The sequence below is a fragment of the Yimella lutea genome (assembly GCF_006715095.1).
GTDB lineage: Bacteria > Actinomycetota > Actinomycetes > Actinomycetales > Dermatophilaceae > Yimella > Yimella lutea.
Window position 1 is genome coordinate 124,315 of record NZ_VFMO01000001.1, and the last position, 21,662, is coordinate 145,976.

Genomic DNA, 21,662 nt, shown 5'->3' on the forward strand with positions numbered 1-21,662 from the left:
GGCGCCGAGCAGTAGGTTTGCTATTTGGTGAGGGAGACGGTCGTCCCGCCGGAGAACATCGAGTCGTGCAGCTCCAGCTTGGTCGCCTTCGCACCGGCCGGCATGTCGTAGACGAGGGTGCCGGTCAACGTGTTGCCCGGGTTGATCTCCTTCATCCAGATGTCGTTGTTCTTCAGGTAGATCGCAGCTGCGGAGTCGGGGCTGAACGAACGACCTTGGTCGTCGGTCAGCTTCTGGATGCTGTCGAACATGGTCTGCGGCTTGTCGCCGATGTTCTTCACCGTGACCGTGATCAGCACGAACTGCCCCTGCGCCTGCTGGTTCAGGTACTCGTCGCCGATCTGCTTCACGCCAGGCTGCACCTTGGTGACGGTGAACTCGAACTTGCCGTCCCGCACCGGGGTGTTCAGGCCGGCATCCTTCTTCTCCTGCTTCTCGGCCTTCGTCTGCGACGGCTCGGCAGCCGCCTGGGACGAGCCGGCGGAGGACTCCTGGCTCGTACTCGACGAGGTCGACGTCTGCGACGTGGCGGCGTCGGTGCCCTTGCCGCCACCGCCTCCGAGAGCCGACGCCATGGCCCCGAGGAGCACCAGTGCGCCGAGCCCGGTGAGTACCTTGTGACGCAGGAACCAGTTCTTCTTGGGCGGGTTGGCGTACGGCGGCGCCGGCGGCAGGTTGCCACCCTGACCGTACGGCGAGGGCTGCTGTCCGTGCCACTGCTGACCGTTCGTGTTGTGGTTCGGGTTGTACTGCGGCGCACCGTTGTTCATCGGCTGCTGGTCGTTCATGGTGGGTCCTTTCCAAGGTCCTTCGTCGATGTCCCAAGTGGACGACGGCAGGCCCCTTCTCCACTTCCACCGCACGGCTGCAGCCGCCTCCCCCGATCGGTGGAGGTTCGGCGCCGGCGTCGATCCGATCGGTGGAACCGACTGTCGGTGCTCTCCCATAGGTTGTGCGCATGATGTCGTCCACCGCACCCCATGAGCGCTCGTGGCGACGGGTGCGGACGACGTCGCTGGTGATCGTGGCGTTCTTCTCCACCACATTGGCGATCGCCTACAACGACCTTCGCCGCGTCGGCGCGACCGATTCGGAACAAGTCGCGACGACCTCCGATTGGACCTTGCTCGCCTGGCTCGTCGGCGTGGTCCTCGGCATCCTGCTCATCTGGCGGCGCCGGTGGCCATGGCAGCTTTTCGCCGCCTACTGCGTAGCCACCATCGCCCTGCCGATCGACGGATTCCTGCCTCTCGCAGGTCTTTTCACGGTGCTGCTCATCGCACGCCGGCGCGAACACGTCCTTGCGGCCATCGCAGCGGCATCGCTCGCGGTCGCCGTTTCGGTGTACCGCGACGTCACCGACGGCGTCCCTGAGGTCTCTTCCTTCTGGCGACTGTTCTTCCGGTACGAGGCCGGCGTCGCGTTCCCGTGGTGGTTGATCGCGCTCATCACGACCGTCCTGGTCGCCGTCGTCGGACTGTTGGTCGTGTTCACCCGTAACCGGCGAGCGCTCGACACCAGCACGCTCAAGGAACAGATCGCGCACACCCAGATCGACCGGTTGAGCGAGGAGGTGGCCCGCCGGGCGGAGCGCGAACGCATCGCCCGTGAGGTCCATGACGCGCTCGGCCACCGCCTGTCGCTGCTCAACCTGCACGCTGGCGCTCTGGAGATGGCGGCGGGCAACAACCCGAAACTCGCTCAGAGTGCGCGGGTGGTGCGCGAGAGCGCTCAGCAGTCGATGGCCGACCTGCGTTCGTTACTCGGACTGCTACGCGAACCCGGCGACCCCGACGTGAGCAAGGCGCTGCTCACCCTCAGCGACCTTCCCGGGCTCATCGACGAATCTCTTGCGGCCGGAAGCCCGGTTGCGTCCTCGATCTTCATCGACGAGTCGGCGCCGCTGGACGAACAGGTCAGCCATACCGTCTTCCGGATCACCCAGGAACTGCTCACCAACTCGCGCAGGCACTCGCCCGGTGCGCCCATCCGGCTGCACCTCGACGCACGGCCGGCCCGCGGCATCGAGATCTCAACGACCAACCGCCTGCGTCCCGGTGCCGCATCCGCGTTCCGCCCCGGCAACGGGCTCACCGGCATCCACGAACGCGTCACCCGATGCGGGGGCGAGTCGTGGGCATGGGTGGACGACGACGCCTTCCGGGTGCTGGTGCGGCTGCCGTGGCAGTTCCGCCCGGCCGAACAGAAGGTGGGCCGATGAACGACCTGCGCCCGATCAGGGTTCTGATCGTGGACGACGACGCGATGGTCGTGTCGGCCCTGCAAGCCATCGTCGGCATGCCCGACGACATCGACGTGGTCGCGACCGCGTCCGACGGTGACGAGGTGGTCGACGCGATCCACCGCCACCATCCGGACGTCGTCCTGCTCGACGTCCGGATGAAGCGGCAGGACGGTCTGGTCACCACCGCGCAGATCCAGCGGCTGACCAACCCGCCGCGAGTGATCGTGCTGACCACCTGGGACACCGACGACATCGTCCAGCGAGCCATCGCCGCAGGCGCCGCCGGCTTCCTGCTCAAGACCGCCGACCCGGCCGACATCATCGCCGCGGTGCGCAATGTGCACCGCGGTCAGGGCGCGCTCGCCCCCGGCAAGGTCGGCTACGTCTTCGGGCTGGTCAACGAAGGCCGTACCGACCGCGACGCCGCACGAACCTCGATGTCCGCACTCAGCGAGCGCGAGCACGCGGTGGTCGTCGAGGTGGCCCGCGGGCTGTCCAACGCCGAGATCGGACGCACGCTCTATCTCGGCGAAGCCACCGTCAAGACCCACCTGGCGAACGCGCAGCGCAAACTCGGTGTCGGCGGACGCGTCGAGGTGGCGGTGATCGTCACCAAGGCCGGTCTGGTCTGAAATCAGACCGCGATCGGGGCCGCGATCACGCCCCTCGGGTCGTAGGTCGATCGCACCGTCCGCCACCGCGAGTAGTTGCCGGCGAGGTAGCGCTGCATCGACGTCCCGGCCTCAAGGTAGTTGACGTACCCGCCGCTGGAGTCAGGCACGGCAGAGCGGAGCGCAGTGGCCGGCGACGCGACGACCGGGGTGATGACGGCGCCGGCAGCGGCACCGAGGACGGAGCGGCGAGTGATGTTCATGACTGATGGGCCCCCGAACTGCGAACCAGGTTGGTTTCACGTCGGTAACCACCGTCCTCGCCTCAGCGCGAATCCGCCATGGGTAGCTCTGCCCGGAAAGGAGTCCGTCAGGACTTGGACTTCCGCATGCGAGTCCAGACCTTGTCGATGTCCGCCATCGGGTCCTTGCCCTCGCGCACCTGCTTGGCCGACCGGATCATCGCCGCGTCGTAGGCCTTCCGGGCGTAGCGCTTGGCGTTGTACGCGGCAACACCGTCGGAGTCGGTGAGCACGATGAAGCGGCGGTTGCGGACGCCCTCCAACGCCTTGGACGCGACCTCGTCGGCGGACCGCGGGGCCTGCGTGATGAGCCTGACGGCGGTCTCCTCCATGTCGACGTCCTTGCCCTGCAACGACTCTGCGAGGTTGGTGCGGAAGAACGACGGGCAGATCACCGATACGTCGATGCGGTCGGGCGCAAGTTCGTGGCGCAACGTCTCCGAGACCGCGACGACTGCAGCTTTCACCGCGTTGTAGGACGCCATACTCGGTGCGTGCACCAGTCCGGCCAGAGACGCGGTGTTCACGATGTGCCCGCCGCCCGCCTGCTTCATCATCGGCACGAAGGTGCGGCAGCCGCGGACGACACCGAGCAGATTGATGTCGATGATCCACTGCCAGTTCTCGATCGACTCCACGTCGATGCGTCCGCCGGCTGCGACACCGGCGTTGTTGAACAGTAGGTCGAGCCCACCCCAGGTCGCCTCCACCCAGTTGCGGGTCTCGTCCCAGCCCTCGTCGGAGCGCACGTCCAGCTGCCGATACTCGACGCCGGCCGGCAGCACGCCTTCGGGCGCGAGTCCGTGGACGTCGACGACCAACACCTTGGCGCCCTCGGCGGCAAGGATCTTCGTCATCGCCAGGCCCAGTCCGCAGGCACCACCGGTGACCAGGGCACGCTTGCCGGCGAAGGACTGTGGTTCGCGGCGCAGAGGATTCTTCATGAACCCGACGCTACCGGTGAGTACCCGCGTGCGTCCGTCGGTCAGCTCTCCAACATCGCACGGATGTCGGCAGCGGTGATCGCGCCGGACGCACCCTCGCCGCCGTCGACGACCCGGGCGAACAGGTCGCGCTTGCGCTCCTGCAGGTCGACGACCTTCTGCTCGATGGTGCCCTGGGAGACCAGGCGGTAGACCATCACCGGCCGGTCCTGGCCGATGCGGTGCGCGCGGTCGATCGCCTGCGCCTCGGCAGCCGGGTTCCACCACGGGTCGAGGACGAAGACGTAGTCGGCCTCGGTGAGGGTGAGCCCGACACCACCGGCCTTCAGCGAGATCAGGAAGGCTGCGGAGTCGCCGTCCTTGAAGTCGTCGATGACCTTCTGCCGGTTCGTGGTCGAGCCGTCCAGGTAGTTCGTGGTGATCCCGGCCTCGGTCAGCGCGGACTCCACCAGACGCAGGTAGGAGGTGAACTGGCTGAAGACCAGTGCTCGGTGGCCCTCCGCCGACAGTTCCTGCAGTTGGTCGATGAGGAAGGCGATCTTCGCGCTCGGCTCGCGCGAGGAGTACTCGGCGTCGACCAGGCGCGGGTCGAGCGACAGCTGGCGCAGGCGGGTCAGCGACGACAGGATCGCGATGCGGTTCGCGTCCGGGTCGTCGAGCAGGCCGAGGATGCGCTGGCGTTCGCGCTGAAGGTGTCTCTTGTAGTACGCCTCGTGCTTAGTGGTGAGCGAGATCTCCTGCAGCTGAACCTGTTTCGGCGGCAGGTCGGCCGCAACGACCTCCTTGGTTCGGCGCATCATCAGCGGCTTGATCCGGCGCCGCAACTGCTCGAGCTTCTCCGGCTCGACACCCGACTCGATCGGTTTGCGATAGGTGTTGCCGAAAAGTTCGGGCTTGGGGAACAGTCCCGGCGCGGCCAGGGCGAGCATCGACCACAGGTCCATCAGCGAGTTCTCCAGCGGGGTACCGGTGATCGCGAGAGTGAAGGGTGCACGCAGTCGCTTGGCCGCGTGGAAGGTCTTGCTCTGATGGTTCTTGATGAACTGTGCCTCGTCGAGGATGAGCCCGCGCCAGGAGAGCGACTGGAACTCTTCGGCGTCCAGACGAAGCACGGTGTACGACGTCACCACGACCGCCGCACCGGCAACCGTGTCCCGCAACGGTTCTCCACGCTTGGACGCGGTGCGCTGCACGGCGACGACGGGCATCCCAGGAACGAAGGTCGCAGCCTCCCGCACCCATGTCCCGACCATCGACGACGGCGCGACGACAAGCACGGGAGCCGTGAGTTCGCCGGCTTCGTGGGCTCGCGCGATCATCGCGAGTGCCTGAACGGTCTTGCCCAGGCCCATGTCGTCGGCAAGAATGCCGCCGAGCTGGGCGTCCCAGATGCTGGCGAGCCAGTGGTAGCCGTCCACCTGGTACGGACGCAGGGTGGCGGTGAAGCCCTGCGGCGCTACCGGCGGCTCCCCCTTGCCGACCGATTCCAGGCGGGCGACCCGTTCGGACCAGGCAGCTGACGCGCTGGTGACGACGCCGAGTTCGACCAGTTCGTCCCAGTAGCCGAGCTGGAACTTGTTGAGCTGCAAACCGCTCGAACGGCGATCGGACAGCTCGCGCGCCTCGGTGATGAGGGACGAAAGTCGTTGCAGTTCAGGGTGATCGAGCGAGAACCAGGTGCCGGAGTCGAGGAGCAACAACTCCTCGCCACGGGCCAAGGCACGGAACAGCGGCTCGAAGGGCACCTTCTCGCCGCCGACGCTGACCTCGACGCGCAGGTCGAACCAGTCGATGTCGTCGGAGTCGTCCGCACCGATCTCGATCAGTGGGTCGTCCTGGGCCTCTTCGAACACCGGCAGATCATCGGCGCGCTCGACGATCACCAGGTCGTGGCGGTCGAGTTCATCGAGGAGGTTGGTGAATCGCACCGCAGCGAAGTCGGTGAAGATCTCGCGGTCCTTCGGCCACCACCCGATGCCGCCGATCGCCTCGAGCAGCGATGCCTTGCGCAGCAGGGGCTCCAACTGCTCGACGAGCACCCGTTCGTTGTGCCGGTCGCGCCCGCTCCAGGGAGTGGCGTCCAACGCCATCGTGTGCAGTTCGCCGCCGGGGTACCGGACACCGGTCGAGACGAGGACGGCCGTGTCGGACTCCCGTTCCACTTTCAGGTGCAGCCGCAGCGGCTCGACCAGCGCCAGGCGGGGCTTTTCTACCGACCCGCCGGCCACCACCCCGTATCGACGGGCGAGCTTGGGCAACTGATCGTCACGGAAGGACTCGGCGAGGGACTCCGGCACGGTCACCGGACCGTTGGCCGACAGCCACTGCGCCATGGACGACATTGGCCGGTCGAGGCCGGCGAGCACCACATCGTGATCGCTGATGACGACCAGACCATGCGCCGGGTCACCGATCAGCACCAGCCGGCCGGGCCGGTGCAGGTCGATCTCGGTGCGACCGATCAGCTCACCGTTCGGGCCGTCGGAGAATCGGACGTCGGTACGCACCGGCGTCGCGAGCAGTTCGATCGAAGCGTCCGGGTGGGCGAACGCGGGCAGCAGTTCGACACCGGCGGCGACAGCAAGTTGAAGGTCGTCCCAGATTCCGCCCCCGAGTTCGTCCAGCATCAACCGCGGGGCGCGGGTCATCACGCCGCCGGCACCGCGCCAGCGTTCGAGCAGCCGGGTGAGGGCCTGCGCCTGCTCGGGCACGAAGAAGCGGCGTCCGGAGGAACGGGCGTCGGTGCGGACGTCGGTCCACTCGATCGACATATTCCAACGACCGGTCTTCCCGCGGCGGCACGGAATCAGTTCGAAACGGGTACGCGGGGAGGAGTCGGTGCCGGACCGCGGCGCCATGATCGGTGCGATGCGCAAACCCAACGCGTCCGCGTCCGTGAAGGTTTGGGACGCCTCGTCGTCGCCCAGGAATCGGTCGGAGAACTCGCGCCAGTTGGCGTCGCCGGTCGGGGTCGGCTGCAGCGCACCACCGAGCGCTTCGCGACCCGACATCACCATCGAGGCGACGTGCTTGCACGCCTCCTTGACCGGGCAGGAGCACCTCGAACGCCAGTCGCGGGGTGGCGCGCCCACCTTCGGGACGGTCAACATTGCCGTGTACGGCCGCACGTCGCCGCCGTTCACGGTGCCGATCAGCAGGCGCCCGTTGTCACCGACGTTGATCGACTCGACGCGTTCGGCGTCGACGTACCCGAGCGCTCGCTCGTAAGCGAAGCGGCCCACGTGCTCGATCACGTCGTCGTCGCTCACCTGGGCCAACCAGGCCGCGCCGCGTACCTGGAGCCGAGGGGAAGTGACCATCGTCCGAAAATAACCCGTGCCGCCCGCTTCCGGAAATCCCTGGGTGCCGGCGATCAGTCGGTGGGCACCTTCTCCAGGTCCTTGAGCCAGACGGCGGCGTTGCCGTCGGACGGCGCGCGCCAGTCACCGCGCGGTGAGACGGACCCGCCGGCCATCACCTTCGGCCCGTTCGGCAGCGCCGATCGCTTGAACTGGCTGAACGCGAAGAAGCGCTTGATGAACACCTCGAGCCAGGACCGGATCTCCGGCAGGTCGTACGCGATCCGCTTGTCCTGCGGGTATCCCGCGGGCCACTCACCGGTCGTGTCGTCGTGCCACCCGTGCCAGGCGAGGAAGGCGATCTTGCTGGGTCGGTAGCCGTAACGGAGCGTGTAGAAGATGTTGAAGTCCTGCAGCGCATACGGTCCGATGGCGTCCTCGGTCGACTGCGGCTTGTCGCCCTTCTTGCTCGGCACGAGTTCGGGGCTGATCTCCTGATCGACGATCGCGGTGAGCACCTCGCCCACCTCGTCGGTGAACAGTTCGTGCGCGACGACCCAGCGAATGACGTGCTGGATCATCGTCTTCGGGATACCCGAGTTGACCGTGTAGTGCGACATCTGGTCGCCGACGCCGTAGGTGCACCAGCCGAGCGCCAGCTCGGACAGGTCGCCGGTGCCGAGGACGATTCCGTTCTCCTTGTTGGCGATCCGGAACAGGTAGTCGGTCCGCAGGCCGGCCTGCACGTTCTCGAAGGTGACGTCGTAGACCGGCTTGCCCTCGCCGAACGGATGACCGAGGTCCTTCAGCATCTGGGTGGCGGTCGGCCGGATGTCGAGTTCGGTGAAGGTGACGCCGAGTGCCTCGCCGAGCTTCCAGGCGTTGGTCTTGGTGGAGTCGGACGTCGCGAACCCGGGCATCGTGTAACCGAGGATGTCGGTACGCGGGCGCCCCATCCGGTCCATCGCCCGCGCGGCCACGATCAAGGCGTGGGTGGAGTCGAGACCGCCACTCACGCCGAGGACGATCTTCGGGTTGCCGATCGCGCGCAGGCGCTGGACGAGGCCGGCCACCTGGATGTTGTAGGCCTCGTAGCAGTCGAGGTCGAGGCGGGCGGGGTCGTCCGGCACGAACGGGAAGCGGTCGACCTTGCGCAGCAGGCCGATGTCGCCGGCGGGCGCCTTGAGTTGGAAGTCGACGGTGCGGAACTCCCGTACCCGGTCGGTGTAGGTGCGCGCGTTGTCTGCGATCGACCCGTCGCGCTGCCTGTCCTGCCGGATGCGGTCGAGGTCGATGTCGACCACGGTGCGACGCGGGCCGTCCGGGAAGCGCTCGGTCTCCCCCAGCAGGTCCCCGCACTCGTAGACCATCGACATGCCGTCCCAGGACAGGTCGGTGGTCGACTCCCCGACCCCGGACGCTGCGTACAGGTAGGCGGTCAGGCAGCGAGCCGACTGGGCGCGCACCAGCAGATGACGGTCCTCGGCTCGGGCCACGGTGATCGGGCTGCCGGAGATGTTCGCCAGGACGCTCGCGCCGGCCAGCGAGGCGATGGACGACGGCGGGACCGGCACCCACATGTCCTCACAGACCTCGGCGTGCACTACGAGCCCGGGCACGTCGGTCGCATTGAAGAGCAGATCGGGACCGAAGGGAATCTCGTTGTCCCCTAAACGGATCGACTCACCGATCTGATCATCGCCAGGCGCGAAGTGGCGCTTCTCGTAGAACTCGCGGTAGTTCGGCAGATAGGACTTCGGGGCGACGCCGAGGATCTCACCGCCGTGGATGACGACGGCGCAGTTGTACAGGCGCAGACCCTTGCGCAAAGGCGCGCCGACGATGACCAACGGTCGCAGTCGCGTGGTCGCGTTCGCGATGGTCGCGAGCGCGTCTTGGACCGCCTCCAGCACCGGGTCCTGCAACAGCAGATCCTCGATCGCATAACCGCTCACGCAGAGTTCGGGGAAGATCGCGAGGGCGACTCCCTCCGCATGGACAGCTTTGAGTTCCTTGACGATCGACGCCGCGTTGGTCGCCGGGTCGGCGATCGCGGTCGGGACCGTGCACGCCGCGACGCGTGCGTAACCGTGGGCGTACGCCGACCAGAAGTCCGTGCTCGAAGCCATGCGGAGAGTCTGCCAGTCCGACACCCCACACCCGCGTGGAGCCGCTCATCGACGCACCGGCACCGCTCGGCGAGACAAGCGCCCCCGTGTGACCTGGCTCACTTACGCTCGCGACATGACCGAGCCGTCCGCGCAGCTGTCCCACACCCACGGCGAGACCGACACTCCGCTGATCGAGCAGACGATCGGCGACAACTTCGACGCGACCGTCGCGAGCTTCGGCGATCGGGGAGCCCTGGTCGACGTCGCACAGGGCAAACGCTGGACGTACGCCGAACTGCAGTCGGACGTCGATCGGTTGGCCCGCGCGCTGCTCGCCGCCGGCGTCGCCAAGGGTGACCGCGTGGGCATCTGGGCACCGAACCGCAGCGAGTGGGTCCTGGTTCAGTACGCGACCGCGAAGATCGGCGCGATCCTGGTCAACATCAATCCCGCCTACCGTGCACACGAGTTGAAGTACGTGCTGAAGCAGGCCGGCATCTCCTATCTGTTCGCGGTCAGCGAGTTCAGGACCAGCAACTACGCACGGATGGTGCAGGGCGTGCGGCACGACTGCCACGATCTGATGGACGCGATCTACTTCGAGACCCCGGAGTGGGACGCCCTGCTGGCCCAGGCGGACGACGTCACCCCGCAAGCGCTCGCCGACGTCCAGTCGGGCCTCGACAGCAACGACCCGATCAACATCCAATACACCAGCGGCACAACAGGATTCCCGAAGGGCGCGACGCTGAGTCACCGCAACATCCTGAACAACGGTTTCTTCGTCGGAGAAACCTGCCGCTACACCGAGCAGGACCGGGTGTGCATCCCGGTGCCCTTCTACCACTGCTTCGGCATGGTGATGGGCAACCTTGCGTGCACCAGTCACGGCGCCTGCATGGTCATCCCGGCGCCTGCGTTCGACCCGGCCGCCACTCTTCAGGCGACCCAGGACGAGAAGATCACCAGCCTGTACGGCGTCCCGACCATGTTCATCGCCGAGTGGGGTCTGCCGAACTTCGCCGACTACGACATGTCGAGCGTCCGTACCGGCATCATGGCCGGCTCACCGTGCCCGGCGGAGTTGATGAAGAAGCTCATCGCCGCCGGCATCGAGCAGATGACGATCTGTTACGGCATGACCGAGACCTCGCCGGTCAGCACGCAGAACCGCACCGACGACACCTTCGAACAGAAGGTCGGCACCGTCGGACGCGTGATGCCGCACCTGGAGATCAAGATCGTCGACCCCGTCACCGGTGAGACCCAGCCGCGCGGCAGCAGCGGCGAGTTCATGACCAAGGGCTATTCGGTGATGCTCGGCTACTGGGAACAGCCGGACAAGACCGCCGAGGCCATCGAGGACGGCTGGATGCACACCGGCGACATCGGCGTGATGGACGACGCCGGTTATGTGCAGATCAGCGGCCGGATCAAGGACATGGTGATCCGCGGCGGCGAGAACATATATCCGAGGGAGATCGAGGAGTTCCTCTACACCCACCCCGACATCGTCGACGCACAGGTGATCGGGGTGCCGGACGAGAAGTACGGCGAGGAGTTGTGCGCCTGGATCCGCCTGAGGCAGGGCGCCGAGCCGATCACCTCCGAGTCGTTGAAGCAGTTCTGCTCCGGCCAACTGGCTCACTACAAGATCCCGCGTTATGTCGAACTCGTCGACGAGTTCCCGATGACCGTAACGGGCAAGGTGCGCAAGGTCGAGATGCGCGAGACGACCGCCGCGAAGCTCGGCCTCGGCGGAGGGTGACCACTTTTTTTCGGATAGTTTTTGTTCCCCAAGATATCAACGCGAAAGATCTCGGTACGAGACGATGATCGTTGCCGAACACGGTGAGGGATCGTGGCCGCTCGCAAGGGGGACGACGGGGTATGAGCTGGGGAAAGATTCGGGGTGCACCCCGGCGCCTGCCTGCCGACGAACACGACCTGTTCGACTCCTCGATCGACGTCGCGGCACGCACTGCCTGGTTGCTAAGGGTCAGCAGAATGGCCTCACCGTGGGGAGCCCGCACCGCGGACTCGTTCGTCCATCGTCTCGCCGAGGTCGGCTACCCGATCAAGCACGGGTCACAGGTATCGCAGTGGGAGAGCGGACGTTTCACCGCTCCACTCGCTCTGGTCGCTGCCTACGAACGCGCGCTGAGCCTGGCACCCGCCGAGTTGCTCGGAGCCGTCGCGAGCATGCAGCAGACCTACCGGGTGACGGTTGCCGAGCCGATCCCCGACGACCGTGACCAACTCTTCACGCAGATCTCGATGCTCGACGACGCGATCGCGGAAGGCACGGCTACCGGCCACGACTGGTTGACCCTGGTCATCCTCATCACCGACCCCCGGATCACCCCTCCGCCGCGCGGCACAGCGCGCCTGATGGCACACGGTCTGACGACCGAGATGCTGCGGGCGGGACATTTCGACTACTCCTCGCGGTGGGCGGCGTTGTCCATCCTGCTCGGCGACAGCCTCTACCAAGAGCTGGCGGAGCAGGAGATCGTCGCGGTCGCGCAGCAGCCCGGGGCCCCGTTGGCCCGCAATGCCTGGGACGCGTTGTCCCAGTCGACCCGCAAGGGTGTCGCCGCAACCCTCATCGAGCAGTTCGTGTCCGGCGACGACGAACGGGTGCTCGGCGTCTCGTTCGGTCTGGCAACCATGATCGGCCGGCGTCAACTCGGCGGCCAGGATGTCGAGGCCTTGCAGGACCGGCTCCGGGTGATGGCCCGGGAAGGATCCCCACAGGATCGCGACATCGCTTACAGCCTGGCGGGTCGGCTCGGCGGACGCACGATGGCCGCGGTCGGCCACCCACCACCGGCACAGTGGAGTCAACGCGGCTTCGTCGAGCGCCCGCCGCACTACGACGATTACCTCGCCGCCGTCCGCGAGGCCTCCGGCTTGGACGACGACCCGATCATCGACCGCCTCCTGCAGGAGGCGCTGTCGAACCTGTGGCTGGAGAAGCGACAGTTGGCGCAGGAACTCATCGGTGCCAGCCCCTACCGGGACGCCGTGGCACGCACCGCGATCCATGTGGCGACGACGTCCGCTGTCGGCCAGGCGCGTCGCAGCGCCTCGAACCTGTTGCGACAAATAACCCCGGACGACCAATCGTTGTTGCGCCGGTTGCTGTTCGCGACCGACCCGAAGGTGGTCTCGGACGGACTGATCGCGATCGGACGTGGTGGCGCACTCGATCGGGCAGCCTTGGCTCCCTTCCTCGATGACCCGACGCCGCGGGAGGACGCTCTGATGGCCGCCGGAATGCTCGGCCACACGGGCGTCGCGGCGACGGACGAGGAGCAGGTCGCAGCCGACTGGTGGGCTCGCGGAGGCGGACGACGCACGACTCCGGGCACCCCGGTGGGCGGCTGACGCAGGTCAGATCCGCCCACGACACCGTAGATGCCGGTCGTTCCGTCAGGCTTGCGAACGTCGTCCTCGCGGACGCGCAGCCAGGAGTTCTCATAGATCGGGCGGCTGTCGAGTTGCTCCCAGCTCATCGAAACGATCAGCGCGTCCCGCGCGCGACGAACTGCGGTGCTTCCCGCTTCAGGCCCGCTGCCCGGGCGATCTTCGCGTTGCGGCCCAACAGCAGTTTCACCTGCTCGCGTCGCTCAGCCGCGAAGGTGCGCCGGGCCGACGAACTGTGGTGCTTGTCGAACAATCGCTTGGCGGCGGCGAGGGCGTCCGGCGATTTCGTCGTCAGCGTGCGCGCCAACTCGAACGCAGCCGCGCGCGGGTCGGCCGCGACGGTGCCGGCGAGACCGACGTCATGGGCGTCCTGACCGCTGAGCACCTCGGCGGTCATCGTCAGTCGCTTCGCGGTCTCCACCCCGACCAACTCCGAGAGCGAGCGCACCCCGCTCATGTCCGGGATGAGGCCCCACTTCCCTTCCAGCACAGACCATTTGGCGTCCGGCGTCGTGATCCGGAAGTCGGCGGCGAGCGCGATCTGGATGCCGCCGCCGTAACAGTGGCCGTGCACGGCGGCGATCACCGGGACGGGGACACGTCGCCAGGCCCAGCACGCCTCCTGGAACACATTGGTGCCCCGCCATGGCACCGGCACCAGACCCACGGGGATCTGCCAGGGCTTCTTGGACACCGAGCCGAAATCGAGTCCGGCGCAGAACGCGTCACCGTTTCCGCTGATCACGACGGCGCGCAGCGTTCGGTCCTTGCGCAGCCGGTGCGCGGTGGATGCCAGATCGCGCAGCATCTCGAAGGTGAGGCCGTTGTACTTGTCCGGGCGATCGAGGCGGACGTCGGCGATGCCGTCTCGGACGGTGCAGCTGATCAAGGAGGTCACACGCTCACGCTACTTCGCCGCGGCCCGACACCTGCGGGAATGCTGCGGCCCGTGAGACGTTGGACGAGGAGAACCCGATTTCAAGGAGGGCCGGCATGGCCACCACCACCCTGACCACCGAGAACTTCGTCGAGACCATCCAGAACAACGACATCGTTCTCATCGACTTCTGGGCCGACTGGTGCGGCCCGTGCAAGATGTTCGCTCCCGTGTACGACGCCGAATCGAACAAACACGAGGACATCGTGTTCGGCAAGGTCGACACAGAGGACCAGCGCGAACTCGGCGGCGCAATGAACATCAGCAGCATCCCGACCGTCATGGCCTTCCGTGAGGGCGTGATGGTGTTCAGCCAGTCCGGTGCGATGCCGCCGGCAATGCTGACCGATCTGATCAAGCAGATCCGCGAACTGCCGATGGAGAAGATCCACGCCGAGATCGCCGAGCAGCAGGCCGCCGAGGGCGACGCCGCCCAGCAGAACTGACTCACTACTGACTTACTACGGACTCGATCAGTTGAACGCCGCAGCCTTCGGGCTGCGGCGTTTGCTGCGTCCGGCTACTCAGGTCCGCCCGGATTGCAATAGGCGCTCACGACCTGGTCCATCGGGACGGCCATCCGCCAGGTTTCCAGGTTCCAGGTCGCTTTGGATCGGGCGTAACGCCAGTGACAGGCGAACTGGCGTTGCATCGACACTGTGTCGGCCCGCGGCTCGCGCCTGGCGACCTCCGCCCAAGCAGCCGCCTCCTTCTCCTGCCCCAGCACGGCGCGTCCGGCTCCGGTGGGCGTGACGATCAGGTCGTGACCGTGCCGTCCGGGCCGCCAGGTGAGCGTGCCGATGTAGGGCGGACCCGGCTGCGGTGTGCTCGTCGATGTCGTGGCCGGCGACGGCCGACTCGAACTCGACGTCGAGCTCATGGTGGACGTGTTCGGGGAGGACGTGGTGGTCGGCTCGGTGCTCGAGCAGCCGGTACACAGCAGCGCGACTGCGAGGACGACGACCTGGCGCACGGTCTCAGCTACGCGATGTCGGGCGGCGCAGGACTCGCAACGAACCATGCACCTCGACCTGCTCGAAGCCGTCCGTAAGCGCCGACTGCACCACGTGCCAGGGCGCCTGGCCACCGTCGGCAGGGTCGGGGAAGACGTCGTGCACGAGCAGCAGAGCGCCGGGGACGAGGTGCTGCGCGAACGCGCGGTAGTCGTGCTGCGCGGTCTCTTCGGTGTGGTTGCCGTCGAGGAAGAGCACTTCGAGCGGTGTCGCCCACCAGGCGCCGACCACCCGGGTGTCGGCGACGACGGCACTCAGCACGTCGGCGTACTCGTCGAGCACCGGGCGGAAGGTGGCGAAAGTGTCAAGGCGTCCGGATCGTTCGTCGACCATCGACTCGTCGTGCCACTCCCAGCCGGGCTGGTTCTCCTCGGACCCGTGGTGGTGATCGACAGTGACCAGCCGGGCACCGGCCTGCCGTGCCGCGTCCGACAACAGACGGGTCGACTTGCCGCAGTACGTACCGATCTCGAGCCAGACGCCGGGCTTGGCGGCAAGCGCGCTGGCATGCAGCGCCTCGCCCTCGTCGTCCGGCATGAATCCCTTGGTCGCGTCGACCGCCGCCCGCAGTTGCTCCGAGATCAACTCGCCGCTCCTTCGATCGCGCCGCCCCAGCCACTCCAACCACCGGCATCACGAAACAGCGAGGCTCCCCCGGTGGCTTGTCCTAGCGCGTCGGCCGCGAGCAGGACGGCCGCGGCCGACCAGGTGGTCTGTTCCACCGGCCAGACCTGCTCGTTCGGAATGTTCATGCCGGTCCAGTAACCACCGGTCTCCTCGTCGAAGAGGAACTGCACGTCATTGAAAAGCTCTGTGGCACGGTCGGATTCACCGATTGCATCCAGAGCTGCGACGAGCTCGACGGTCTCGGCCGCGGTCACCCACGGCTCGTCGGCCACACAACGGATACCGCGTCCGGGCCATCCGAAGGTCTCCCAGCCGGAGTCGATCAGCCGCGCGGCAGCTTCGTCGCGCACGGCCCCGGTGAGCACCGGGTAGTACCAGTCCATCGAGTATCGACTGCGATCCTCGAACACCTCGGGCGAGTTACGGATCGCGTCCCGCAGCCCACGACCGGCGGCCCGCCAGCGCGGGCGGTCGTGGCCCAGCGTCTCGGCGATGAGACAGGCGCATTCGATGGCCTGCAGGGTGCTGCACGAGCCGGTGAGCAGCGCCTGGTCGTCCCATTCCCGCTCGACGTTCATCGCCCAGGAGATCGCGCCGGACGCAAGCTGTCCACGCACCACGAAGTTGATCGCCGCTTCGACCGTCGGCCAGAACCGGGCCAGCGACGCGCTGTGTCCGGTGACCAGGTAGTAGTGCCAGACACCGACCGCGATATAGGCGCACTGGTTGGTGTCGGCTGCAGCTTCCTCGACGACGCCGGCGGTCTGCTTCATCGGCCAGGATCCGTCGGGCCGCTGGGTACGCGCCGACCACAGGTAGGCCCGGATCGCCTCGTCGTGACGACCGGCCACGGTCAGACCCATCGCGGCCTCGACGTGATCCCAGGGGTCGAGGTGGCCGCCGCGGAACCACGGCAGCGCACCGTTCGGATCCTGTTGCGAAGCAATGAAATCGCCGATCCGGACGACGCGCTCGTGGGTGAGCGCGTCGTGCAACGAGAGGTCGCGTGCGGGTGCCGTCATGAATGCTCCGGCTTGCGGAGGTAGACCACGAAACTCTTGCCGAGCACCGGGTCGAGCGACTTCTCGGCGAGCCGGGTGACCAGCGGCGCGCTCATCATGTCCCAGACCAACAGGCGGTGGTACGCCTTCGTCGCGAAGTTGTCGTTGTCGCTGCCGACCGCGCACTTCAGCCACCAGTACGGGGCGTGCAGCGCGTGCGCGTGGTGCTGCGCGTACGGCTGGAATCCGGCGCGGGTGAGCTTGTCGACGAGTTCGGACGCCTTGTAGATACGGATGTGTCCGCCCTCGACCTCGTGGTACTCATCGGAGAGCTTCCAACAGACCTGTTCGGGCCAGTTGCGCGGCACGGTCACGGCGACCAGACCACCGGGTTTGGTGATCCGGAAAAGTTCGGCCATCACGGCCTCGTCCTCATGGATGTGCTCGAGGATCTCCGAGGCGATCACCCGGTCGAAGCTGCCATCCTCGAACGGCATCGCGCGGGCGTCGCCGGCCTGCACCTGGGCGATGGCTGGGAAGCCCGCTTCACCCTCGGCCTCCATCGCACCGAACATCGTCTTCACGTCGGCCAGGTCGGATTCGTTCATGTCGAATGCAGTCACGTTGCAGCCACGGCGATACGCCTCGAAGGAGTGCCGTCCCTGGCCGCAACCGACGTCGATCAGGTTCATCCCGGGTGAGACCGGGAAGCGGTCGAAGTCAACGGTCAACATGTTCGTTCTCCTTCATCGTGCCGGACGTCCGTCGAGCACGGATCACGTCCCGGTAGAGGTCTGCTGTTTGTTCGGCGACGGCACGCCAGCTGTACGTCGCCACCGCGCGCCGTCGACCGGCCGCGCCCATGGCGGTACGAAGATCCGGCGAACTCAGCACTTCGGTCAGTGAATTTGCCAGTGCGACGGGGTCGTTCGGCGGCACGAGTGCTCCCGCGCCACCGGACACGAGCGTCGGCAGGGCGCCGACCGCGGACGCGACGACCGGCGTCCCACACCCCATCGCCTCGATCGCCGGCAGCGAGAATCCTTCGTATCGCGAGGGCACGACGAGGGCTTCGGCCGACCCGATGAGGCCGGCGAGTTCGAGATCGGTGAGGCCGGAGCGGAAGCTCACCCGGTCGAGCAGGCCGGCGTCTGCCAGCGACTTCTGGGTGCGTTCGCTTGCGGCTGCGACGATGATCAGTTCCGACCACGCGTCGGTGCGCATGTTCTTCAGCGCTTCGATCAACACCGGCACGCCCTTGAGCGGCACGTCGGCCGACGCGATCGTCACCAGCCGCCCACGGACGCGCGGCAGCGACGGCGGCGCGAACGTCTCGACCGCCACCCCGACCGGGACGATGCTGATGCGTTCGCGGGGCACGCGGAAGTCGGTGACGATGTCCTGCGCCGAACCCTCGGACACCGTCAACACGTGCGAAGTCTTTCGAGCGACGCGAGCCTGCATCTGGACGAAGCCGTAGAACCGACGCTTGGTGACGCGATCCCACCCACGGGCGTGCTCGATCTCCAGGCGACGGTCCCGGCTGATCGGGTGATGGATCGTGGTGAGCACCGGTAGCCCGCGTCGCTCCAGTTCGAGGATGCCCGGAGCGAGCGTCTGGTTGTCGTGCAGCACGTCGAACTGCGACAGCCGCGAGCGCAGCAGGCGGTCCAGGCGAAGACCGAACACCCGGGGCTCCGGGAACCCCGCAGTGCACATCGTCGCGAACTCCAATACGTCCAGATCGGAACGAAATTCGCGGATGTGCGGGGTACGGAAGGGGTCGGGCTCGCGGTACAGGTCAAGCCCCGGGACCGTTGTCAGCCGCACCCCTGCGTCCAACTCGGGATAGGGCGGACCGCTGAACACCTCGACGTCGTGGCCGAGTGCGACCAGTTCCCGCGAGAGATTGCGGACGTACACGCCCTGGCCGCCCGAGTGCGGCTTGCTGCGATACGACGACAGCGCGACCCGAAGGCCGCGCTCGGCACGTACGTTCTGCGGCACGGACTCACACCACCGCGGGAGCGGCGATCTCCTGGATGTCGTGCTGCTCTGCGCGACGGACGAACGTCATGTCCTTGCTGACGTCGGCTCGCCGGGTGTCGCGCCGGTCGCGCAGGTAGTTCTGGTGCAGGAACCACGGTGCGCGGTCACCCTGCTTGGGGAACTCGGCCATCGACCGCAGCACGTACCCGGCGTCCAGGTCGAGGGCCGGTCGGGCGTCCATGGCGGAGTCGACGTGCGGGTAGCCGTACGCGTACCCCTGGGCGTCCAGGTGGTTGATGAACGTCGCGAAGTACTGCGACGTGAGATCGGCACGCAGCGTCCACGAGGCGTTGGTGTAACCGACGCACATCGCGATGTTCGGCACGCCGTTGATCATCATGCCGCGGTAGATGTAGCGGCTGCCCATGTCGACCTTCGCCCCGTCGACGGTGAGCGTGATGCCGCCACCGGCGAGCATCTTCAGCCCGGTCGCCGTGACGACCGCGTCCGCCTCGATGACCTGACCGGATCCGGTGCGGATGCCTTCGGGCACGAACGAGTCGACGGTGTCGGTGACGACATTCGCCTTGCCACTCCTGATGGCCTTGAACAGGTCGCCGTCCGGCACGATGCACAGCCGTTGGTCCCACGGCCCGTACGGCGGGGTGAAGTCGCGCTCGGTGACGTCGGTGCCGCGCACCTGGGCCATGACGCCCTTGCGCAACATGTTGCCGATCGTCTTAGGCGCCCGGCGGCTGGCCAGGTAGAGGGAGAGCGCCTGAGTGGCGTTCTTCATCCGGATCATGCTGTAGGCGCGTTGCGGCGACAGTGTCCGTTGCAGCACGTTCGCGATCGGGTCGGTGTTCGGCAGCGCCAGGACGTAGGAAGGCGTGCGCTGCAACATCGTCACCTCTGCGCCCCGGTCGGCGAGCGCCGGGACAAGGGTGACGGCGGTCGCGCCCGAACCGATGACGACGATCTTCTTGCCTGCCGGGTCGAACTCCTGCGGCCAGAACTGCGGATGGATGACCTCACCCCGGAAGTCGTCACGGCCGGTGAACGCGGGGTCGTAGGGCTCGTCGTAGTCGTAATAGCCCGAGCAGAGGTAGATGAAGCGGCTGCGTACGGTGCTTTCGCCGCCCGGTGTGGTGAGCGTCAGCGTCCACTCGGCGGTGGCGCTGTCCCAGGAGGCGTCCGTGACCTTGGTGCGGTGGACGATGCGCTCGTCGATGCCGTGCTTGGCCGCAGTGTCCTTGAGGTAGTCCAGGATGTCGGCGCCGTCAGCGATGGACTTCTTACCGGTCCACGGCTCGAACGGCAGCCCGAGGGTGAACATGTCCGAGTCGGAGCGGATGCCCGGGTATTTGAACAGGTCCCAGGTGCCGCCCATGCTCTCGCGGCCTTCGAGGATGACGTAGTCCTTGTCCGGACACATCGTCTGCAACCGGTAGCCGGCATCGATCCCCGACAGACCGGCACCCACCACGACGACGTCGTAGCGGTCCTTGAGGGCAGGGTGCTGCCGCGTCTGCTCGTGCATCTGCTGTTCGGACACCGTCGGCTCCTTGCTGTTGCGGGCTGACCAAGCCTAAGTTACCGGCGAGTTCAGGGGAACCGTCACGGGTGGACGAACGCGTCAGCCCTTGGCGGGACGAGCCGTCGTCGTCCGCGCGGTACGACCCTTGTTGGACGTCGAAGTGAGTTCGGCGCTCTCCTGACCGATGGCGACCGAGTCGTCGGCCAACCAGCCCTCGGGTCCGTCCGAGCCGGCCTTGTACTGCTGGATCGGCACCAGATTCTGTTCGAATGCCTTGATCGCCGGAGCGACGATCTTCCAGCACAGTTCGGCCGAGTCCGCTCGCACGCTGAGCAACTGGTTGTCGTCCATCAGGTAGCGCAGCACTTCGCCGTAGGCCGTCATCTGCGCTCCCGCGAGATCGGCCGACAGCGTCTTCTGCTCCAGGTCGAGCGGGTCACCCTCGGCGTTCATCGACAGCTTGAACGACACCCGTCCGGGCTTGAGATCGATGATCATCGCGTCGCCGGTGTGGTCGCCGATGAACCCCTTGGGCAGGTGCGGCACGTCGCGGAAGTAGACGATGACCTGCTTTCGGGGAGCGCCCATCGCCTTCCCGCTGCGCAGCACGAACGGGACGCCGGCCCACCGGTTGTTGTCGATCTGGACGGTGAGCTGGGCGAGCGTCTCGGTGTTGCGCGAGGATTCGACGCCCTTCTCCTTGACGTACGAGGGCACGCTGCGGCCGTTGATCGAACCGGCGGTGTAGCGCGCGCGCTGCGCGTACTCCTTCGGGTTGTTCTCCCAGATGTGGGTGGCACGCAGCACCTGAGCCTTGAGATCGGCCAGTTCCTGCGGATCGAGACTGGCGATCGGCTCCATCGCGAAGATGGCCAGGATCTGCAGCAGGTGGCTCTGCAGCATGTCGCGCAGCGCACCTGCCTGGTCGTAGTAGCCGGCGCGGCCCTCGAGCGCGAGGTCCTCGTCATAGAGGATCTCGACCCGCTCGATGTGCTCGGCGTTCCAGATCGGTTGGAGCATGCGGTTGGCGAACCGCATGCCGATGAGATTGAGGACGGTCGAGACGCCGAGGAAGTGGTCGACGCGGAAGATGCGGTCCTCGTCCACCACTCGCTGCAGTTGCTTGTTGAACTGCCGGGCCGACTTCTCGTCGGCGCCGAACGGCTTCTCCAGACCCAGACGGGTGGACGCGGGCAGGTCGAGCTTCTCCAGTTGGGCGCAGACCTTCATCGAGATGGCCGGCGGGAGCGCGAAGTAGACGACGAGTTCGCCCTCGGCCGCCTGGACGAGGTCGGCGAGCGCGGACGGGTCGAGCAGGTCGGCCTTGATGTAGTGCGCCTTGCCGGCGATGCGCCCGGCGGTCTTCGCGTCGGCGCCGCCCTTCTTCAGCCGATCGCGCACCAGGGCGCGGAACGAGGCCGTTGTCAGGTCGGCACGGTCGGCACCGATCACCTGCACCTCGCGGTCGGACTCGACCGCCAGCAGGCTGCCGAGTCCGGGGAGCAGCAGGCGCTGGGTGAGGTCACCGCCGGCGCCGAGGATGAGGAAGGTGACGGACTTGGTCGTCTGCTTCGTCGTCATGGTGACCGATCGTGCCACTCCCGGCATCGTGGCGGG

18 protein-coding genes are annotated in these 21,662 nt (G+C 66.9%); 5 read left to right on the plus strand and 13 right to left on the minus strand.

Annotated features, from left to right (window positions below; genetic code table 11):
- Nucleotides 1–20: 20 nt before the first annotated feature.
- A complete protein-coding gene (locus tag FB459_RS00620) occupies nt 21–788 on the minus strand; it encodes a DUF4352 domain-containing protein (protein ID WP_141927084.1) in 768 nt (255 codons plus the stop codon).
- Nucleotides 789–958: 170 nt separating this feature from the next.
- Between FB459_RS00620 and FB459_RS00625 the strand changes: the two genes are divergently transcribed.
- Together FB459_RS00625 and FB459_RS00630 are read left to right on the plus strand one after the other, a co-directional pair.
- Nucleotides 959–2,221 carry a sensor histidine kinase gene (locus tag FB459_RS00625; RefSeq protein ID WP_141927085.1) on the plus strand — a complete coding sequence of 421 codons (1,263 nt, stop codon included), beginning with the start codon at nt 959–961 and terminating at the stop codon, nt 2,219–2,221.
- Entirely contained in the window at nt 2,218–2,877 is a 660-nt protein-coding gene (locus FB459_RS00630; protein ID WP_141927086.1) for a response regulator transcription factor, read from the plus strand. The genes FB459_RS00625 and FB459_RS00630 overlap by 4 nt, the downstream gene beginning before the upstream one ends.
- Nucleotides 2,878–2,879: 2 nt before the next feature.
- Here FB459_RS00630 and FB459_RS00635 read toward each other — a convergent pair whose 3' ends face one another.
- From FB459_RS00635 to FB459_RS00650, 4 genes are all read right to left on the minus strand, one after another.
- Complete coding sequence (locus FB459_RS00635; protein WP_141927087.1) at nt 2,880–3,119, minus strand: hypothetical protein; 240 nt, start codon at nt 3,117–3,119, stop codon at nt 2,880–2,882.
- A gap of 107 nt (nt 3,120–3,226) precedes the next feature.
- The gene (locus tag FB459_RS00640; RefSeq protein ID WP_141927088.1) at nt 3,227–4,102 is read right to left on the minus strand and encodes an SDR family NAD(P)-dependent oxidoreductase; all 876 of its coding nucleotides are present in this window, start codon (nt 4,100–4,102) and stop codon (nt 3,227–3,229) included.
- A gap of 41 nt (nt 4,103–4,143) precedes the next feature.
- Complete coding sequence (locus tag FB459_RS00645) at nt 4,144–7,422, minus strand: DEAD/DEAH box helicase (protein WP_141927089.1); 3,279 nt, start codon at nt 7,420–7,422, stop codon at nt 4,144–4,146.
- A gap of 53 nt (nt 7,423–7,475) precedes the next feature.
- Nucleotides 7,476–9,530: an NAD(+) synthase gene (locus FB459_RS00650; RefSeq protein WP_141927090.1), complete on the minus strand. Its 2,055-nt coding sequence runs from the start codon at nt 9,528–9,530 to the stop codon at nt 7,476–7,478.
- A 115-nt stretch (nt 9,531–9,645) separates the two neighbouring features.
- On the opposite strand from FB459_RS00650, the gene FB459_RS00655 reads away from it, so the two are divergent.
- Both FB459_RS00655 and FB459_RS00660 read left to right on the plus strand, forming a co-directional pair.
- Entirely contained in the window at nt 9,646–11,280 is a 1,635-nt protein-coding gene (locus FB459_RS00655) for an AMP-binding protein (protein WP_141927091.1), read from the plus strand.
- Between the two features lie 122 nt (nt 11,281–11,402).
- Nucleotides 11,403–12,902: a hypothetical protein gene (locus FB459_RS00660; protein ID WP_141927092.1), complete on the plus strand. Its 1,500-nt coding sequence runs from the start codon at nt 11,403–11,405 to the stop codon at nt 12,900–12,902.
- A gap of 136 nt (nt 12,903–13,038) precedes the next feature.
- Here the strand turns inward: FB459_RS00660 and FB459_RS00665 are convergent, their stop codons facing one another.
- Nucleotides 13,039–13,839, minus strand: coding sequence for a crotonase/enoyl-CoA hydratase family protein (locus FB459_RS00665; RefSeq protein WP_141927093.1), 801 nt, complete (start codon nt 13,837–13,839; stop codon nt 13,039–13,041).
- A 95-nt stretch (nt 13,840–13,934) separates the two neighbouring features.
- Between FB459_RS00665 and trxA the strand changes: the two genes are divergently transcribed.
- Nucleotides 13,935–14,324 (plus strand): thioredoxin, encoded by a 390-nt coding sequence (gene trxA, locus FB459_RS00670; protein WP_129625434.1) that lies wholly within the window; start codon nt 13,935–13,937, stop codon nt 14,322–14,324.
- A 74-nt stretch (nt 14,325–14,398) separates the two neighbouring features.
- Here trxA and FB459_RS00675 read toward each other — a convergent pair whose 3' ends face one another.
- The 7 genes from FB459_RS00675 to FB459_RS00705 form a co-directional block, all read right to left on the minus strand.
- Nucleotides 14,399–14,851 (minus strand): DUF2599 domain-containing protein, encoded by a 453-nt coding sequence (locus tag FB459_RS00675; RefSeq protein WP_141927094.1) that lies wholly within the window; start codon nt 14,849–14,851, stop codon nt 14,399–14,401.
- A gap of 4 nt (nt 14,852–14,855) precedes the next feature.
- Nucleotides 14,856–15,476 (minus strand): class I SAM-dependent methyltransferase, encoded by a 621-nt coding sequence (locus tag FB459_RS00680; protein WP_246092251.1) that lies wholly within the window; start codon nt 15,474–15,476, stop codon nt 14,856–14,858.
- Nucleotides 15,473–16,540: a prenyltransferase/squalene oxidase repeat-containing protein gene (locus FB459_RS00685; protein WP_141927095.1), complete on the minus strand. Its 1,068-nt coding sequence runs from the start codon at nt 16,538–16,540 to the stop codon at nt 15,473–15,475. Before FB459_RS00685 ends, FB459_RS00680 begins: the two co-directional genes overlap by 4 nt.
- Nucleotides 16,537–17,253, minus strand: a complete 717-nt coding sequence (locus FB459_RS00690) for a class I SAM-dependent methyltransferase (protein WP_141927096.1) — start codon at nt 17,251–17,253, stop codon at nt 16,537–16,539. Before FB459_RS00690 ends, FB459_RS00685 begins: the two co-directional genes overlap by 4 nt.
- Entirely contained in the window at nt 17,240–18,526 is a 1,287-nt protein-coding gene (locus tag FB459_RS00695) for a glycosyltransferase family 4 protein (RefSeq protein ID WP_141927097.1), read from the minus strand. Before FB459_RS00695 ends, FB459_RS00690 begins: the two co-directional genes overlap by 14 nt.
- A 4-nt stretch (nt 18,527–18,530) precedes the next feature.
- Nucleotides 18,531–20,063, minus strand: a complete 1,533-nt coding sequence (locus FB459_RS00700) for a flavin-containing monooxygenase (protein WP_246092252.1) — start codon at nt 20,061–20,063, stop codon at nt 18,531–18,533.
- Nucleotides 20,064–20,144: 81 nt separating this feature from the next.
- Nucleotides 20,145–21,626, minus strand: coding sequence for a glucose-6-phosphate dehydrogenase (locus tag FB459_RS00705; RefSeq protein WP_141927098.1), 1,482 nt, complete (start codon nt 21,624–21,626; stop codon nt 20,145–20,147).
- Nucleotides 21,627–21,662 lie beyond the last annotated feature (36 nt).

What these genes read in the sequence shown, in the direction of transcription:
- trxA (WP_129625434.1), top strand. Translation starts at nt 13,935, where the DNA reads ATGGCCACCACCACCCTGACCACCGAGAACTTCGTCGAGACCATCCAG.
- FB459_RS00625 (WP_141927085.1), top strand. Translation starts at nt 959, where the DNA reads ATGATGTCGTCCACCGCACCCCATGAGCGCTCGTGGCGACGGGTGCGG.
- FB459_RS00620 (WP_141927084.1), bottom strand. Translation starts at nt 788, where the DNA reads ATGAACGACCAGCAGCCGATGAACAACGGTGCGCCGCAGTACAACCCG.
- FB459_RS00655 (WP_141927091.1), top strand. Translation starts at nt 9,646, where the DNA reads ATGACCGAGCCGTCCGCGCAGCTGTCCCACACCCACGGCGAGACCGAC.
- FB459_RS00685 (WP_141927095.1), bottom strand. Translation starts at nt 16,540, where the DNA reads ATGACGGCACCCGCACGCGACCTCTCGTTGCACGACGCGCTCACCCAC.
- FB459_RS00630 (WP_141927086.1), top strand. Translation starts at nt 2,218, where the DNA reads ATGAACGACCTGCGCCCGATCAGGGTTCTGATCGTGGACGACGACGCG.
- FB459_RS00645 (WP_141927089.1), bottom strand. Translation starts at nt 7,422, where the DNA reads ATGGTCACTTCCCCTCGGCTCCAGGTACGCGGCGCGGCCTGGTTGGCC.
- FB459_RS00660 (WP_141927092.1), top strand. Translation starts at nt 11,403, where the DNA reads ATGAGCTGGGGAAAGATTCGGGGTGCACCCCGGCGCCTGCCTGCCGAC.
- FB459_RS00705 (WP_141927098.1), bottom strand. Translation starts at nt 21,626, where the DNA reads ATGACGACGAAGCAGACGACCAAGTCCGTCACCTTCCTCATCCTCGGC.
- FB459_RS00650 (WP_141927090.1), bottom strand. Translation starts at nt 9,530, where the DNA reads ATGGCTTCGAGCACGGACTTCTGGTCGGCGTACGCCCACGGTTACGCA.
- FB459_RS00690 (WP_141927096.1), bottom strand. Translation starts at nt 17,253, where the DNA reads ATGTTGACCGTTGACTTCGACCGCTTCCCGGTCTCACCCGGGATGAAC.
- FB459_RS00635 (WP_141927087.1), bottom strand. Translation starts at nt 3,119, where the DNA reads ATGAACATCACTCGCCGCTCCGTCCTCGGTGCCGCTGCCGGCGCCGTC.
- FB459_RS00640 (WP_141927088.1), bottom strand. Translation starts at nt 4,102, where the DNA reads ATGAAGAATCCTCTGCGCCGCGAACCACAGTCCTTCGCCGGCAAGCGT.